The 13,459-nt window shown below is 63.3% G+C and carries 12 protein-coding genes and 1 pseudogene; 2 read left to right on the top strand and 11 right to left on the bottom strand.

What is annotated here, in order from left to right; genetic code table 11:
* Positions 1 to 31: 31 nt before the first annotated feature.
* Positions 32 to 289: a hypothetical protein gene (locus tag SynA15127_RS12705; RefSeq protein ID WP_043693568.1), complete on the top strand. Its 258-nt coding sequence runs from the start codon at positions 32 to 34 to the stop codon at positions 287 to 289.
* Between the two features lie 28 nt (positions 290 to 317).
* Here the strand turns inward: SynA15127_RS12705 and SynA15127_RS12700 are convergent, their stop codons facing one another.
* The 6 genes from SynA15127_RS12700 to SynA15127_RS12675 form a co-directional block, all read right to left on the bottom strand.
* Positions 318 to 524 (bottom strand): hypothetical protein, encoded by a 207-nt coding sequence (locus SynA15127_RS12700; protein ID WP_186484400.1) that lies wholly within the window; start codon positions 522 to 524, stop codon positions 318 to 320.
* Between the two features lie 233 nt (positions 525 to 757).
* A complete protein-coding gene (locus tag SynA15127_RS12695) occupies positions 758 to 1,498 on the bottom strand; it encodes a pirin-like bicupin family protein (protein ID WP_186484399.1) in 741 nt (246 codons plus the stop codon).
* A gap of 39 nt (positions 1,499 to 1,537) precedes the next feature.
* Entirely contained in the window at positions 1,538 to 2,065 is a 528-nt protein-coding gene (locus SynA15127_RS12690; RefSeq protein WP_186484398.1) for an NADPH-dependent FMN reductase, read from the bottom strand.
* A gap of 65 nt (positions 2,066 to 2,130) precedes the next feature.
* The gene (locus SynA15127_RS13640) at positions 2,131 to 2,844 is read right to left on the bottom strand and encodes a rubrerythrin family protein (RefSeq protein WP_186484397.1); all 714 of its coding nucleotides are present in this window, start codon (positions 2,842 to 2,844) and stop codon (positions 2,131 to 2,133) included.
* A gap of 72 nt (positions 2,845 to 2,916) precedes the next feature.
* Complete coding sequence (locus SynA15127_RS12680; protein ID WP_186484396.1) at positions 2,917 to 4,710, bottom strand: diflavin flavoprotein; 1,794 nt, start codon at positions 4,708 to 4,710, stop codon at positions 2,917 to 2,919.
* Positions 4,710 to 6,458, bottom strand: a complete 1,749-nt coding sequence (locus tag SynA15127_RS12675; RefSeq protein ID WP_186484395.1) for a diflavin flavoprotein — start codon at positions 6,456 to 6,458, stop codon at positions 4,710 to 4,712. The genes SynA15127_RS12680 and SynA15127_RS12675 overlap by 1 nt, the downstream gene beginning before the upstream one ends.
* Before the next feature lie 84 nt (positions 6,459 to 6,542).
* Between SynA15127_RS12675 and SynA15127_RS12670 the strand changes: the two genes are divergently transcribed.
* Positions 6,543 to 7,841, top strand: coding sequence for an NRAMP family divalent metal transporter (locus tag SynA15127_RS12670; RefSeq protein WP_186484394.1), 1,299 nt, complete (start codon positions 6,543 to 6,545; stop codon positions 7,839 to 7,841).
* A 72-nt stretch (positions 7,842 to 7,913) separates the two neighbouring features.
* On the opposite strand, the gene SynA15127_RS12665 is transcribed toward SynA15127_RS12670, so the two are convergent.
* The 5 genes and pseudogenes from SynA15127_RS12665 to SynA15127_RS12645 form a co-directional block, all read right to left on the bottom strand.
* Positions 7,914 to 8,309, bottom strand: coding sequence for an Hsp20/alpha crystallin family protein (locus tag SynA15127_RS12665; protein ID WP_186484393.1), 396 nt, complete (start codon positions 8,307 to 8,309; stop codon positions 7,914 to 7,916).
* A gap of 176 nt (positions 8,310 to 8,485) precedes the next feature.
* Complete coding sequence (locus tag SynA15127_RS12660) at positions 8,486 to 8,962, bottom strand: MEKHLA domain-containing protein (protein WP_186484392.1); 477 nt, start codon at positions 8,960 to 8,962, stop codon at positions 8,486 to 8,488.
* A 7-nt stretch (positions 8,963 to 8,969) separates the two neighbouring features.
* A pseudogene (locus tag SynA15127_RS12655) lies at positions 8,970 to 9,843 on the bottom strand (SWIM zinc finger family protein).
* A 5-nt stretch (positions 9,844 to 9,848) separates the two neighbouring features.
* The gene (locus SynA15127_RS12650; protein ID WP_186484391.1) at positions 9,849 to 13,043 is read right to left on the bottom strand and encodes a DEAD/DEAH box helicase; all 3,195 of its coding nucleotides are present in this window, start codon (positions 13,041 to 13,043) and stop codon (positions 9,849 to 9,851) included.
* Positions 13,040 to 13,456, bottom strand: coding sequence for a hypothetical protein (locus tag SynA15127_RS12645; RefSeq protein ID WP_186484390.1), 417 nt, complete (start codon positions 13,454 to 13,456; stop codon positions 13,040 to 13,042). Before SynA15127_RS12645 ends, SynA15127_RS12650 begins: the two co-directional genes overlap by 4 nt.
* Between the last annotated feature and the right edge of the window lie 3 nt (positions 13,457 to 13,459).

Below are 13,459 nucleotides of genomic sequence, written 5' to 3'. Positions count from 1 at the left end.
TCGACAACTGATTCGTCTGTCGGGGGACACCATGGATCGGAAGACCATCTTCAAAAGCGATCAATCATCGGACCGAGTTGAACCGGTCCTGCCCGCATTGCCCGAGGGTCTGGAATCCGCTCTGCAGCGGGGCCACACCCTTCCGATCGAAGGAACGAATGTCGTGAGGGTTCCCTTCGGCGTGCGTCGCTCTCGCCGTGTGCGGGCGGAGCGGCCTGATCACTGGGCCACTCTGGTGATCCCGTTGCAGCCCATCGGTGATCCAACGCCACCGCCAGCCGCTGCCTGAACACCGCCAGCCGCTGCCTGAACAGGGTTTAGGCAGCGTTAATCTTCGACGTCTGTTCTGACAGTCGCCAGTCCAGCAGTGCTTTCACATCGGCCAGAGAGCAGGACGCTGTCCGAAACGGGAGCAGAAGCATTGGACTGCGTTCCGGTCTCACCAGCCAGCTCTGGTTGGTCTGAGGCAGCAAGAGAAAGCCGCGATAGCGAACCACGGCCTGTTGGCTCATCAGGAATCCCATCGCTCAGGGGATCATCGGTATGTGTCTCCGTCATTTGAGGCCACAACATCTGGTGTGCTCGTCACTAACGGAATCTTTTTGGGATCACGGTGCCTGGTCTGAAGAATCTTCAGGCATCTCGGATAAAACCTGTCACTCGAAGGCCTTGCGGCGCAATTGATGTGATTCAAGTGGCAGTTTTCAGATATTTTGGATACAACGTGATCAAGCCAACGCCATCCAGATCTGGTGTGTCATGGCAGAGCGAACAGCAGGATGTCAGCCTCCGCATCGGCGGCGCTCAGATCATCGATGACAACATCCATTCGGTGGAAGCCCAGCCCATCGCCTTGCTGCAAACGCTCCGGAACAGCGTCGCTGCCGTTGAGATTCACCGTGCCACTGATGACCTGAAGCCAGAGCAGCGGCCCGCCGGTCGAGGGGAGCGTCAGTTGGCTCGTCTGTGCCGGTCTGGCACGCCAGAGATGCACGCTTCGGGCAATCCGCATGGCACCGTTGTTGCTCTGAGGAGAGATCAGCGGTGTCCATTGGGCACCGATCGGGAAGGATTTCTGCTCGTAGGCGGTGGGAATGCCACGCTCCTCCGGTTCGATCCAGATCTGAAGAAGCCGGCAGGATTCCGTGCTGCTGTTCATCTCGCTGTGGGTGATGCCGGTGCCGGCCGACATCCTCTGCACCTCTCCGGCATGGATCACGGCGCTATGCCCCATGGAGTCCTTGTGGCTGAGTTCACCGTCCACCATCACCGTGATGATCTCCATGTCCCGATGCGGGTGCATGCCGAAGCCTCTGCCTGCCGCGATGGTGTCGTCATTGATCACCCGGAGGGGGCCGAAACCCATCCAGTCGGGGTCGACATGGTCGGCGAACGAAAAACTGTGCCAGGAGTCGAGCCAGTCCAATCGGCTGTGGAAGCGCTCAGCTGCCGGTCGGAAGATGACGGTTGGAGCTTGTGTGGTCTCAACCGGTTGCATGGTGGTTCCGAGGTGGGATCAACAAAAGGCTGTTCTGATTCAGAGCAGCAGTGGGCTCATCTGCAGCAGCCGCTGCAGCAGGTCGTTGATGGTGTCGTCCTTGGCGGGTCTGGCGTTGTTGCTCAGCAGTTGACGTCCAACCACCTGAGCGCCGAGGTGGGTGAGCTGGATGCGTAAGGACAGGAGCAGTTCCATGCCGCCACCTCCGGAGAAGGTGGCCATGGCGATGGGCCGGCCATTGAAAAGCGCTCGGAAGTCCTCCCCGGTCACCGACAGCCAGGCGATGGCATTGGAGAGTGATGGTGGGATCGAGCCGTTGTATTCCGGAGCGCAGATCACCCAGCGTGTGGCTGTCATCAGCTGCTGCTGAACCGGTTCCACCGCTCGCGGCATTCCCTGGGCCTGGGAGCGGGGGGTGAACAGCGGCAGATCGATCTCCGTTAAGTCGAGCACCTCAGCGGTCTGACCAAGGGCTCGGGCCTGCTGGGCAAATCGCTCAGCCAGTTTCAGGTTTTCCCCATTGCTGGCGGAGATCACCAGCAGATCCGTGCGTGCTGTGTTTTTCATACCCAGAGCATTGACCAAGGTGTTTTAGGAACCTGCTGGAGATGGCCACTACGCCGGGGCGATCGTCAGGCTGCTTTCAATTCAGCTTCGCGGTAAGGCACGAAGCTGGCTTTGCGTGCTCCACAGATCGGGCACTGCCAGTCGTCGGGAATCGCCTCGAATGGGGTGCCTGCGACGATGCCGGAATCCGGATCTCCCTCGGCGGGGTCATAGATCACCGAGCAGACCTTGCAGATCCATTTGCCCGGGATGGGTTGGTCGGCCTGGCCTGCCGTTCCTTTGCCTTGCAGGGCCTCCAGGGCGACGCCATAGGTTTCGGCGTGATGCTGCTCGATCGGGGTCAGCAGACCGAAGTTCTTGGCGGCGGTTCGGAAGGTGTCGGCATGCTCCTGGGATTCGCTGCTTTGCTCGGCGAATTCCGCCTCGGCTCCGCTGTCCCGGTCCTGACGCGCCTGGGCGGCGAACTCCGGATACATCGTTGTGTACTCGTAGGTTTCGCCTTCAATCGCCAGTTCCAGGCATCGCTTCAGCATCGCTTGCTTCTCCTCGTCGCTGAGCCGGTCGGGGTTGCCTACCACCAAGTCCGGATGCAGGAGGCGGAAGTGCGCAAAGGCATGCTCTGTTTCCTGGGCCGCCGTGTCACGAAACAACTTGGCCAGGTCTTGGTGGCCCAGTTGTTTGGCCACATCCGCAAAGAACAGGTACTTGCGATTGGCCATGCTTTCTCCCCCAAAGGCCGCTTCAAGGTTGGCCTGGGTGGAGGGCTTCGAAAGATCCATTGCCGACGATCAAATGATCCATACTCTACAGCTAACTCGTAGTCGGTATGAGTTAGCGGGTTGCCTGGCTGCTCAGTAGTTGGCTCCGCTGCGTCGCTGGTGCACCGCCGTGCTGCCCTCGGCGTCGAACAGCCCTCCATGGTTCACCTCGGCATAAATCAGCCAGTGGTCTCCGCATTCCATGCGCTGCTTCACGCTGCCTTCCAGCCATGCCAGCGCATCTGGAAGAAGCGGTTGTTCGGCAGGGCTGTCTTCAAGTTCCAGTCCCTTGAAACGATCGGCGCCAGGTTCGAAGGGTTGGAGAAACTGTTTCATCAGTCCGTTTTCGCGTCCTTCCGCCAGCACATTGAGAGCGAAGCGATCGCCCTTGTGCAGCAGTGTTTCCACCGCACGATCCTTGGCGACAGCCACCGTGATTCCAGGGGGTGTGAAGCTGGCCTGACTGACCCAGCTGGCGACCATGGCGCCGCTCAGATCCCCCTTGCGGGTGGTGAGCACGCACAGGGAGCCAATGACCCTCCCCAAGGCCACGACAGCGGGGTCGCTGCGACTTTCGCTCAGCCCGCCGGCGCTGCGGCGCTGGGCACGCTTCTGCGTTTTCAGCAGTTGACGGCCGAAGCGGGTGCCTGTTTCCTCCAGCTGCTTCACCCGAGCAGCATCGGGGCTGAACTTCACCCGGATCGGCTCGAAACCGAAGCTGAAGCCCCCATCGCGCAGTTTGTTCTCCAGCAGATCAACGGCTTCTCCGCTCCAGCCGAAGCTGCCGAACACACCAACCGGTTTGCTTCGATCTCCTTCCGCCAGCAGGGTGCCGAGAGCCGACACGATCGGTGTCGGAGCATGTCCCCCGAGCGTGGGCGAGCCGATCAGGATGGCATCAGCCTGCTGAATGGCCCTCACCAACTCATCCGCGGGGGTGAATTCACAGTTGAGGCTGTTGATGCGGATGCCGGTGCGGCTCACACCCTGTGCCAGGGCATCGGCGATGGCGGCTGTGTTGCCGTAGGCGCTCGCGAACAAGAGCACAACGGTCAGGCTGGCCTGTTGATGGCGCTCTCCCCAGCGGCGGTAGTCACTCAGCAGGCTTCGCCAGCTGCCCTCGATCGCCGGACCGTGGCCGGGGGCAATGGTGCGGATCTCCAGCTCTTCCAGCCGTTCCACAAGGGCATCCACCTGGCGGGCCATCGGTGCCATCAGGCAGTCATAAAAATGACGGCGCTCCTCTTCGGTGCTGCTGCGGTTGCTTTCGGCCCAGCTTTCGGTGCAGAGGTGGGCACTGAAAAACTTGTCGCTCATCAGCAGGCCCAGGCTTTCCTCGAACGCCAGCATTCCGCCTGGCCAGCGGGGGGTTGGCGCCGGCAGCAGCATCAAGCTGCGCTGATGGCTGAGGGGAAGCGATTGCTCCTGACGGATGACCCGCAGGGGCGGCAGGTCTGGCAGTGGTGGTTGCTCGCTCGTTTCTCCGGGAGGGGCCGGCTTGCGTTGGCTCCACAGCTCTTCGATCAGCTTGGCGCCCGGGTTGGAGACGATCAGTTCCAAGTCGGAATAGGCCTCCGCCAGATCGCGCAGAAGGGCAACGCGGTTGGGGTTGACGTGCCCCACGACCACCAGCAGCGCTGTGTCGCTGCTGGGCAGGGCCTCCGCAAGCACCGGCAAAAAGGCTTCGCTGTAGGCCACACCTGGGGGATGCACCAGCACGGCAGGGGCCCCATCACCGGCCTCAAACAACACACTGTTGGCGGTGCTGCCCCGTTCCAGGGCGTATTCCAGCTCGAAGCGGCTGCGTTCAGGACTCAGTCCGCGCAGCCCGATCACGCCGGGGTCAATCGGCAGCTGGATGGTCTGCCGAGTTGCGGTTGCGCTCATCAGTAGTGATTGCCAACTTTTCGGTGGTGCACGGCAGTGCTGGCGTCGGTATCCGCCACATTGCCCTGCTCCACCACGGCGTAGATCACCCAGTGGTCGGGGCCTTCCATGCGCTGCTCAACCCGGCAGCCGAGATAGGCCAGCGCGTCTCCCAGAACTGGGCCGCCATCCGCGACACCGTCGAGCACGTGCACACCGGCGAATCGATCAGCTCCGGGAGGGAAGCGCTTCAAGAAATGTCTGAGCAATGGCTGGTGGTTGTCCTGGCGCAGCACGTTGAGCACGAAGCGATCGCCAACCTGCATCAAGGCCTCGATTGCCCGATCCTTCGCCACCGCAACGGTCAGTCCTGGAGGCGTGAAGCTGGCCTGACTCACCCAGCTCGCCACCATGGCGCCGCGGCGTTGCGACTCGCCGTCTCCTTGACTGGCGGTCACCACGTAGAGCCCACCGCTGATGCGACCGAGGGCCTTGTCGAGGTCGCCGTCGAGGCTCTTCATCGCAGCGATGGCCTTGTCTTTGGTCAGAAGCTGGCCGAGGTCGGTCCCCGCCTCTTCGCAGCGCTGGTAGTCGCTTCCCTGAGGCAGCTGACGGATGCGCAGCGGCGCGAAGGCTGGTTTCTGTCCCTGACTGCGCAGCTGGTCGGCTACGGCATCGATGGGTTCGTCGTTGCCACCGAACGCGTCGTAGACCCCCACCAGTTGCTTGGTATGAAGCGCTGCCAGCAGAGTGCCGATCGAGGTCTGCAGGTCGGCATCCGGCTCTGCCGGCCAGGTGGGAACCACCACAGCCTTGGCGTCACCGATCAGGGCGGTCAGTTCCTGAGGGTCCGTGGCGCGAAGGTCGACCAGCTGCACCTGGGCATCGGCTTTGCCCACTCCATGGGCGATCGCCTGGCTGATCCGATCGGAGAACCCGTATTGGCTGAGATAGCAAACCGCGGCGTAACTTTCGCCCTTGCTGCGTTGGCTGCTCCAATCGCGGTAGTCGCCCACCCAGTGACTGAGGTGGTGGTGCAGAAGCGGACCATGACCAACGGCGATCGTTTTGATCTCCGGCAGGTTGTCCATGCGTTTCAGGGCCTGCAGCACGCTGCGGGCATTGGGCCCCATCAGGCAGTCGTAGTAGAAGCGGAAATCGGGAGCGATCGCGCCAGGGTCACGGTCGAACACGTCGTCGGAGCAATAGTGCAGTCCGAAGGCGTCACAGGTGTAGAGGATGCCTGTGCCGTGGTCGAAGGAAAAAATCGTGTCCGGCCAGTGCAGGTTTGGCGCACTGAGGAACTCGAAGCGGTGCTGGATGCCGCTGTCGGGATTGGTGCCGAGATCGAGTTCCTCTCCGGATTTCACGGCACGGGATTTGAACGGTCGGTGCACTTGGTCCTTCAGGAACTGCAGCGCCACCTTCGAGCCCACGATTTCGATCTCGGGATTGAGATCGATCAGGTCACCGATCAAACCGGAGTGGTCGGGTTCGGTGTGGCTGACGATCAACACATCGATCGCGGTTGGATCGATCTGCTCCTTGAGCAGGGGGATCCAGCTTTCGCGGAATTTGGCATGGCTGGTGTCGATCAGGGCGGTGCGTTCTCCCCGCACCAGAAAGGCGTTGTAGGTGGTGCCGTTGCGCAGGCCGAATTCGATGTCGAAGCGGCTGCGCTCCCAGTCGAGGGAACGGATTGTGGTGGTGTCGGCGGCAATGGCTTCGCACTGCAGCGACAGCTTCGGAGCAGCGGGAGCAACGACCATGAAACCGACCGTGACGGAAGTGAACTTTACGGAGATTCCCGGAAGCCCAGAGGCAGAGACTGGTAGCAACTACAACTTTTTCTTATGGCGTCCTCGACGCTGAGGCAGAGCATTGGGCCCGGGATCCTGCTAGCCGGTGCCTGCATCGGTGGATCTCATCTGATGTCGTCCACCACGGCTGGGGCCCGTTTCGGGTTTGCTTTGGTGGCTCTGATCCTGCTGACCAACCTGGTCAAGTACCCCTTTCTGAGGGTGGGAACCCGCTTCACCGCGGCCACTGGACTGTCGTTGCTTGAGGGCTTCCAGAAACGCAATCCCCTGTACCTCCCCCTGTACTTGGTGGTGAGTCTGGTGACGGGGACCTTCACCATCGCGGCCGTCAGCTTTGTGGCGGGCCTCCTGCTGACCAATGTTCCCGGTTTGTCGGATCAGGACCCGTTCGCACTGTCCATTGCTGTTCTGGCGGTGAGTGGGCTGGTGCTGCTCCTGGGGCATTACCGGGCTCTGGATCGTCTCTCCAAACTGCTGGTGCTGCTCTTGACGCTGCTGACCGGTGTGGCGGCGGCTTCGCTTCTGATCCGAGGCCCCGTTGGAGATGTGGCGTCCAGCTGGGTGAGCACCGATCCCAGCCCCTGGACCATGGCCAACCTGGCCTTTCTGATTCCGCTGATGGGCTGGATGCCCGGACCCGTGGAGATGTGCGTATGGCTGTCGTTGTGGATGTTCTCCCGTGCCCGCGACACCGACCACACCGCAACGCCGAAGGAGGCCGAGTTTGATTTCAACCTCGGCTATGGCGTGACCGTGGTGACGGCGATGTTCTTCGTGATCCTGGGTGCCTACACGATGTACGGCAGCGGTGACGGAATGCTGGCCGGCAGTGGTGTGTCCTTCGCCCAGAAGCTGATCAAGCTCTACACCGCGGCCATGGGCGGATGGGCGGCCTGGGTGATCATTCCGGCGGCCTTCTCCGCCATGTTCAGCACCACCCTCACCTGCCTGGATGCCTACCCCCGCAGCATTGCGGCGATCCAGGGCTTGCTGCGTCATCACGACAGTGGTGATTCGGCACCGGGGCCGATGCAGCGTCGCTTCGATATCTGGGTGATCGTGCATTTCCTGGCCGCTGTCCTGGCGTTGGTGGTGGCCAAGAGCGGCGGGATCGGGGTGAAGGATTTTGTGTTCGGGGCGATGACCGGCAGTTTCCTGACGGCTCCTCTTTTTGCCTGGATGGCGATGGACACGATCAACAGCCCCTTGGTTCCGCTTGAGCACCGTTATGGGCGGCTGACCCGGGGCTTCTGCTGGTTCGGCCTGGCATTTCTCACAGGCTTCAGCCTGCTGTTCATCGCCCGTTACTTCGTCGGTCTCGGAGCCGCCTAGGCGACGAGGGGCCAGCAAAAAACCCCCGCCGAAGCGGGGGGGAGTCCGTTCTGTCCACCGCCGTGCGGTGCGTCAGCTTTCGACTTTCACCGTGACACTGGTATGGCTGACGGCTTTGCCGGCTCTGATTTCCAGAATGCCGTCGCGGTAGGTGGCCTGCAGCTGATCGCGGTCGAGTCCTGTGGGGAATCGGAAGCTGCGGCTCCAGGTACCGTTGCGAAATTCGCTCAGCAGAGCGGGCTGCTCGGATTCGCCGTCGAGTGCGCCACGGCGCTCGGCGCTCACCACCAGGGTGCGGTCGGTGGCTTTGACGTCGATGGACTCACGCTCCACACCCGGCAGCTCAAGGCGAACGGTGTAGGAGTCATCGGCTTCGACCACCTCGGCGTTGGGAACACGTTCGGCGGAGGCCATCTGCTGTTCGAGACGCTCGAACAGATCGAAAGGGGATTGATGCAGGGTCAGCATGATTGTTGATCCGAAGAGTGAACATCTGCGGACTGGGTTGAATGCCCGCAATGACAATCTGCGCTGCCTTGATGATATTCAGAAGGGCGAGAACCGTCTATTGAGGTTCGGTGCACACGACTGGGTTCGGTTGGCACCACTGGAATGTCGTTGAAACCGAAACGATGGATCCGAGCTCAGCTCCACCACCAGTCGCTGAAACAGGCCGCCTGGCCGCAGCGGCGGTTCTCTTCGTCCCAGAGGGTCCAGATGCGGGCATCGCGGATCTGGAACCGGCGCCCGCTGTGGCTGACGCGGGTGCCGCTGTAGCCACGAATCGCTTCCTTTGTTTGTGCCTCGATGAGGGCCGTCTGCCGCTCGCTTCGCTCCTCCTCCGGTGCCGTCAGGCGTGAGGGCATGCCCACGAGCTGCTCCCATCGCACGCCCCAGAGCTGCAGAGCTGCGGCATTGCCGTAGATGATCACCGGGTCGCTGCCCGTGCCATGGGCCAGCATGGGAAAGCCGCAGGCGAACAGTTCCTGGCAGGCCAGTCGCGTGGACTGGCGCGAGCGTTCACAAGCCATCAGCGGGCGACCGAAGGCCCGCTGATGAGAACTCAGCAGCAGCGTCACCAGTCCACGCTTCTCCCCGGTCAACCAGGGGGCTTCATTCATGCCCTGATCAATGGCCCGCTGCCATGGCCTGGAGCATGGCCCGCTGGGCACTGGCCTGACCGTGGCCGCGAAGGTTGCTCAGAAACGTGCTGCGCGCGTCTGGGAAGCGGGGGTCCTCGGCCAGCGGCAGATCGCCGGCGGCATCGAGGCCCGTGTCGCCCTCCATCGCTGCGGTGATCACCACAAGATCACCATCGAGGCTGCGGTTGTAGCGCCACCAGAGAGCGGGATCGAGAACGGCCGGATGCGGCAGGAGAGGAGGAGGCATCTCCTCGGGGGGGGGCGGCGTCCCCGGCTCTCTGCTCGGCGAGGCTGGCCAGGGCCTTGCGCCGCTGTTCCGCCAGGTCCTCCAGAAGCTTGGTGCGGGTGCGGCCCCGCAGCTGGAACAGCACGAAGGGGTCTTCGCTGAAGCGATCCCCCATCAGGAAATAAACGGCGCTGATGTGCTTGCAGGGGTTGGCCTTGTCAGGGCAGTTGCATTCGCTGCGCACCTCCTGAAGCTTGAACGGGAACAGGCGCTTGCCGCTGGCGGCGAAGGCACGCTCGATATCCGCCGGCATGATCCCCGCCAGCAGCTGAGCGGACCAGCGCGCTTTCTGCGCCAGTGCTTCGAGCACGTAGGCCCAGTCTTCATCGCTGAGCACGTCAAGCCAGAGCTTCACCTTGTAGGGGTCCTCTCCCGTGCCCTGCACCCGGGCATGCACGCGCCGGCCTTCGAAGCGGATCGAGGTCACATTGCCTTCGCGGGCGTAGCTCCAGGCCCGCTCCAGCCGTTTCTTGAAGCGGTAGCCGTTGATCAGCTCCATCCACTGTTCCACCCACCAGGGCTGCTGGCCGAGTCCTTGATCGCCGATGGATGTGATGCCGTTGGTCGTGGTCATCGTGCTCAGGTGTCGTCGAGGGCAACGAGATTGCGGAGTTGATCGCCGGCGAGGCTTCCGAGCCAATCCTCGCCGGATCCGATCACATCCTCCGCCAGGCGTGATTTCTCTCGGATCATCCGATCGATCTTCTCCTCCACCGAGCCGCTGGTGATGAATTTATGCACCATCACTCGGTTGGTCTGGCCGATCCGATACGCCCGGTCTGTGGCCTGATTCTCCACGGCCGGATTCCACCAGCGGTCCACATGAAACACATGGCTGGCTCGGGTCAGGTTCAGACCGACTCCGCCAGCCTTGAGAGACAGCAGGAACAGCTGCGGGCCGCGGGGATCCTCCTGGAAACGATCCACCATCGCCTGGCGTTCGCTTTTGCGAGTGCCTCCATGCAGGAAGGGAACTTCCGCTTTCCAGCGTTGCTGCATCCAGGCCCTGAGCAGATGTCCCCATTCGGCGAACTGGGTGAAGAGAAGGGCGCGATCGCCGGCTTCGATCACCTCGTCCAGGATTTCCTCCATGCGTTGCAGCTTGGCGGAGCGCCCCAGAAAGTCATCGTCCACCGCGTCTTCCCTCAGGGCCAGGGCCGGATGGTTGCAGATCTGCTTGAGCCGGGTCAGCAGCCCCAGCACCTGCCCGTGACGCTGGCCGCGGGGTGCTCGGGCGATGGCATCCAGGGTGTCCTCCACCGTTTTGCTGTAGAGGGATTTCTGCTCCTTGCTCAGGCCCACCCACTCGCTCAGCTCCACCTTCTCCGGCAGATCCGAGATGATCGACTTGTCGGTTTTGAGCCGCCGCAGGATGAACGGACCCACCCGGGCCTTGAGGTCCCGCAGTGAGGCCATGTCGCCGTACCGCTCGATCGGCATGCGGTAGCGCTGGCGGAAGAAGTCCTCTTCCCCAAGCACCCGGGGATTGAGGAAATCCATCAGCGCCCAGAGCTCGCTGACCCGGTTCTCCACCGGCGTGCCGGTGAGGGCGATCCGGAAGCGGTTGCTCTTGCTGGGGCGCGCCAGATCCCTGGCGGCCTGGCTCTGCTTGGCGCTGGGATTCTTGATCGCCTGGGCCTCATCGATCACCACTCCCTGCCAGTCCTGACTGTCCAGCAGCTCACTGTCCCGCTGCAGCAGGCCATAGCTGGTGAGGACCAGATCCACGTCCTTCAGGGCCTTGCGCAGCGTGGCCGGGGTGGAGGGCCGGCGTGGACCGTAGTGCTCCTGCACCGTGAGCTCCGGAGTGAATGCTTCCGCCTCCCGCTTCCAGTTGGTGAGCACGGAGGTCGGAGCCACCAGCAGCACCGGACGCTTCAGCTCCTGTTCAGCCTTGAGGTGCTGCAGGAAGGCGAGCAGCTGGATCGTTTTGCCCAGCCCCATGTCATCAGCCAGGCAGGCTCCCTGATCGAAGCGGTGCAGAAAGGCCAGCCAGCCCAGCCCCCGTTCCTGATATGGACGGAGCTGACCGCAGAATCCTTCCGGAGCCGGCAGCGGGTCCGGCGCCTTCTGCTGGTGGTACTGCTCGAGAACCGCCTGCAGGCGGGGCCCGGCGTCGAACTGATGCACCGGCAGACGCATCAGCAGTTCGCCTTCCGCCGCCGTGAGCCGCAGCGCATCGTCCAGGCTCAGGTCGGTGGAGGCCCCGCAGAAGCGTTCGGCGTTCCTGAGATCGTTGGGCCGAAGTTCGATCCAGGCCCCCTTGTGCCGCACGAGCGGACTTCTCTTGTTGGAGAGCCGTTCCAGCTCCCGCAGGGTCAGGGTGACCCCCCCGATCATCAGATCCCAGCTCCAGTCGAGGGATTCCCCCAGGGTGAAACCGCTGGAGCGTTCGGGCAGTTCCGCTTTGATGGCCAGACCCAGGCGACTGGCCAGGCCGCCCGACAGGCTTGGGGGGAGATCCACGCCGACTCCGGCATCCCGCAGCTGGCGCGCTGCCGTTCGCACCAGGACGAAGGCTTCCGCTGGCGTGAGCTGCATCGTCTCCGGAGTTGCGGTGTCCAGTCCCCGTTCGATCGGAGGGAAGACACTGAGAGCCCGTCCCAGTCCTTCCAGCAACACCTCACCGGGCTGATCCACCTTCACCTCCCCCAGTTGCAGGGTGTCGGCTCCTGATGCCCAGGCCGCGGCGGCTGGCAGTTTCAGGCTGGGGTCGGCTTCCGCCTGCAGGCCGAAGCGCAGTTCCCAGAGGTCTTCACCTTCCGAGGGCGTGTTCAGCTCCAGGCAGGTGCGGGCCGCAGCGACATCACCGGCGATTCCTTCCCTCCAGTGCAGGCTGGCGCTGGAGAGCCGTTCTGCCTCTTCATCGCTCACCTCCACCACGCCGGTGGACGACGCGAGGGCGTCCTGCCAGAGGGTCAGCAACGGGTCCAGCCCATCGCCGGAGGGCCGGAAGTCCTTGCGCAACTGCGCATCCACGAGGTCCTCCAGCAGCGTTGCGACCCGCAGACGACCGCTGCGGGGCCTGCAGCAGGCCACGGGATTGGCGGCTCGCATCGCTTCCGGCCGCAGCCGCGTCATGCGATTGCTGCGCCGCCCCATCGGTTCCCTCCAGGGAAGAGCGCAGGTGGCCACTAGGGGCAGGCTGGCGGCGAGATCCTCCAGTCGTCGCCGATCCTCCTCTCGGTTGAGCAGGGGCACCCAGCGGGCTCGGTGGGGGTACCCCTCGCCCTTGCTCAGCTCCATCTGCGGAATCCAGCGGCCACGAGCCACCAGGCTCAGGGCCCACCGCTGCAGATGGCTCCACCAGCGCAGTTCATCGGCCAGGTCGGGATGATGACCTGACAGGGGCAGTCGAGAGAGCCAGTCCGTGGCAGCCGACGGCTCCACCGCCAGACCCTCCACCTGCCAAGGCCACCATTCCGTCTGTTTCGGGATCGGCTCTCCCGCCTGCATCGGCAGGCCGGTCCAGCCCGTCGTCTCTTCATCGATCGGCTCGTCTGCCTTGCTGCGGCTTTTGCGGGGTTTCACCGAGCGGCTGGGCAAGGTGAGGCAAGCCGTGGCATCGATACTGCCGTCGGGCAGCAGATCCCGCTCCTGCAACCAGGCCTTGAGGTCTTCGCTGGCGAGCGTGAAGGGATGCAGGGCAGGAGTCAGGCCCGGTCCCGCCGGAGTCGCCACGCGCCACGTGTCAGCCCACACCAGCAGGGCCGGCTGCCCTGAACTGGTGGATGAGCGGATGGCTGGAAGCCAGGTGGCGTGCAGCAGGCTCATGGCCGCGACGCGGGAAGGAAACGTTGGAGTCCGTTGAGCAGGAGAGCACTGCCGATCAACGGCAGCCAAGCCTGAAGGAGCTCTACGACTAATAATGCCAGAGCGTCAGTCCGCAAGTTGTCAAGGCTCAGCGGCAGGCCGAGGCTGCGCACGCCGCAGACCGCTCCCACCAGCCCCGCCTGCAGGTGGCCGTCGTCTGGGTCCACACGCTGCAGATGGAAGGCCAGCAGGCCGTAGAAGAGACCACAACCTCCCGAGCGGATTGCCATCTCAAGCCCCCAGGGCAGGCTGATCAATCCAGCGCTGATGCCGGCCAGAACGGCCCAGCCGATCGACTGCCATCGCAGTCGGGCGCGGGCCTCGGATTCGCTGGGCAGATCAGCCACGGTGGTCGGCGGCTCAGGAGCGATCATGAC

Source organism: Synechococcus sp. A15-127, from assembly GCF_014280215.1.
In the GTDB taxonomy this organism is placed as follows: domain Bacteria; phylum Cyanobacteriota; class Cyanobacteriia; order PCC-6307; family Cyanobiaceae; genus Parasynechococcus.
Note: the sequence above shows the minus strand (reverse complement) of the source record. Positions and strands in the feature narration are given on the sequence as shown.

Bases quoted from the DNA above. Each gene is read 5' to 3' on its own strand.
- SynA15127_RS12705 (WP_043693568.1), top strand. From the start codon at position 32: ATGGATCGGAAGACCATCTTCAAAAGCGATCAATCATCGGACCGAGTT.
- SynA15127_RS12700 (WP_186484400.1), bottom strand. From the start codon at position 524: ATGGGATTCCTGATGAGCCAACAGGCCGTGGTTCGCTATCGCGGCTTT.
- SynA15127_RS12695 (WP_186484399.1), bottom strand. From the start codon at position 1,498: ATGCAACCGGTTGAGACCACACAAGCTCCAACCGTCATCTTCCGACCG.
- SynA15127_RS12690 (WP_186484398.1), bottom strand. From the start codon at position 2,065: ATGAAAAACACAGCACGCACGGATCTGCTGGTGATCTCCGCCAGCAAT.
- SynA15127_RS13640 (WP_186484397.1), bottom strand. From the start codon at position 2,844: ATGGATCTTTCGAAGCCCTCCACCCAGGCCAACCTTGAAGCGGCCTTT.
- SynA15127_RS12680 (WP_186484396.1), bottom strand. From the start codon at position 4,710: ATGAGCGCAACCGCAACTCGGCAGACCATCCAGCTGCCGATTGACCCC.
- SynA15127_RS12675 (WP_186484395.1), bottom strand. From the start codon at position 6,458: ATGGTCGTTGCTCCCGCTGCTCCGAAGCTGTCGCTGCAGTGCGAAGCC.
- SynA15127_RS12670 (WP_186484394.1), top strand. From the start codon at position 6,543: ATGGCGTCCTCGACGCTGAGGCAGAGCATTGGGCCCGGGATCCTGCTA.
- SynA15127_RS12665 (WP_186484393.1), bottom strand. From the start codon at position 8,309: ATGCTGACCCTGCATCAATCCCCTTTCGATCTGTTCGAGCGTCTCGAA.
- SynA15127_RS12660 (WP_186484392.1), bottom strand. From the start codon at position 8,962: ATGAATGAAGCCCCCTGGTTGACCGGGGAGAAGCGTGGACTGGTGACG.
- SynA15127_RS12650 (WP_186484391.1), bottom strand. From the start codon at position 13,043: ATGAGCCTGCTGCACGCCACCTGGCTTCCAGCCATCCGCTCATCCACC.
- SynA15127_RS12645 (WP_186484390.1), bottom strand. From the start codon at position 13,456: ATGATCGCTCCTGAGCCGCCGACCACCGTGGCTGATCTGCCCAGCGAA.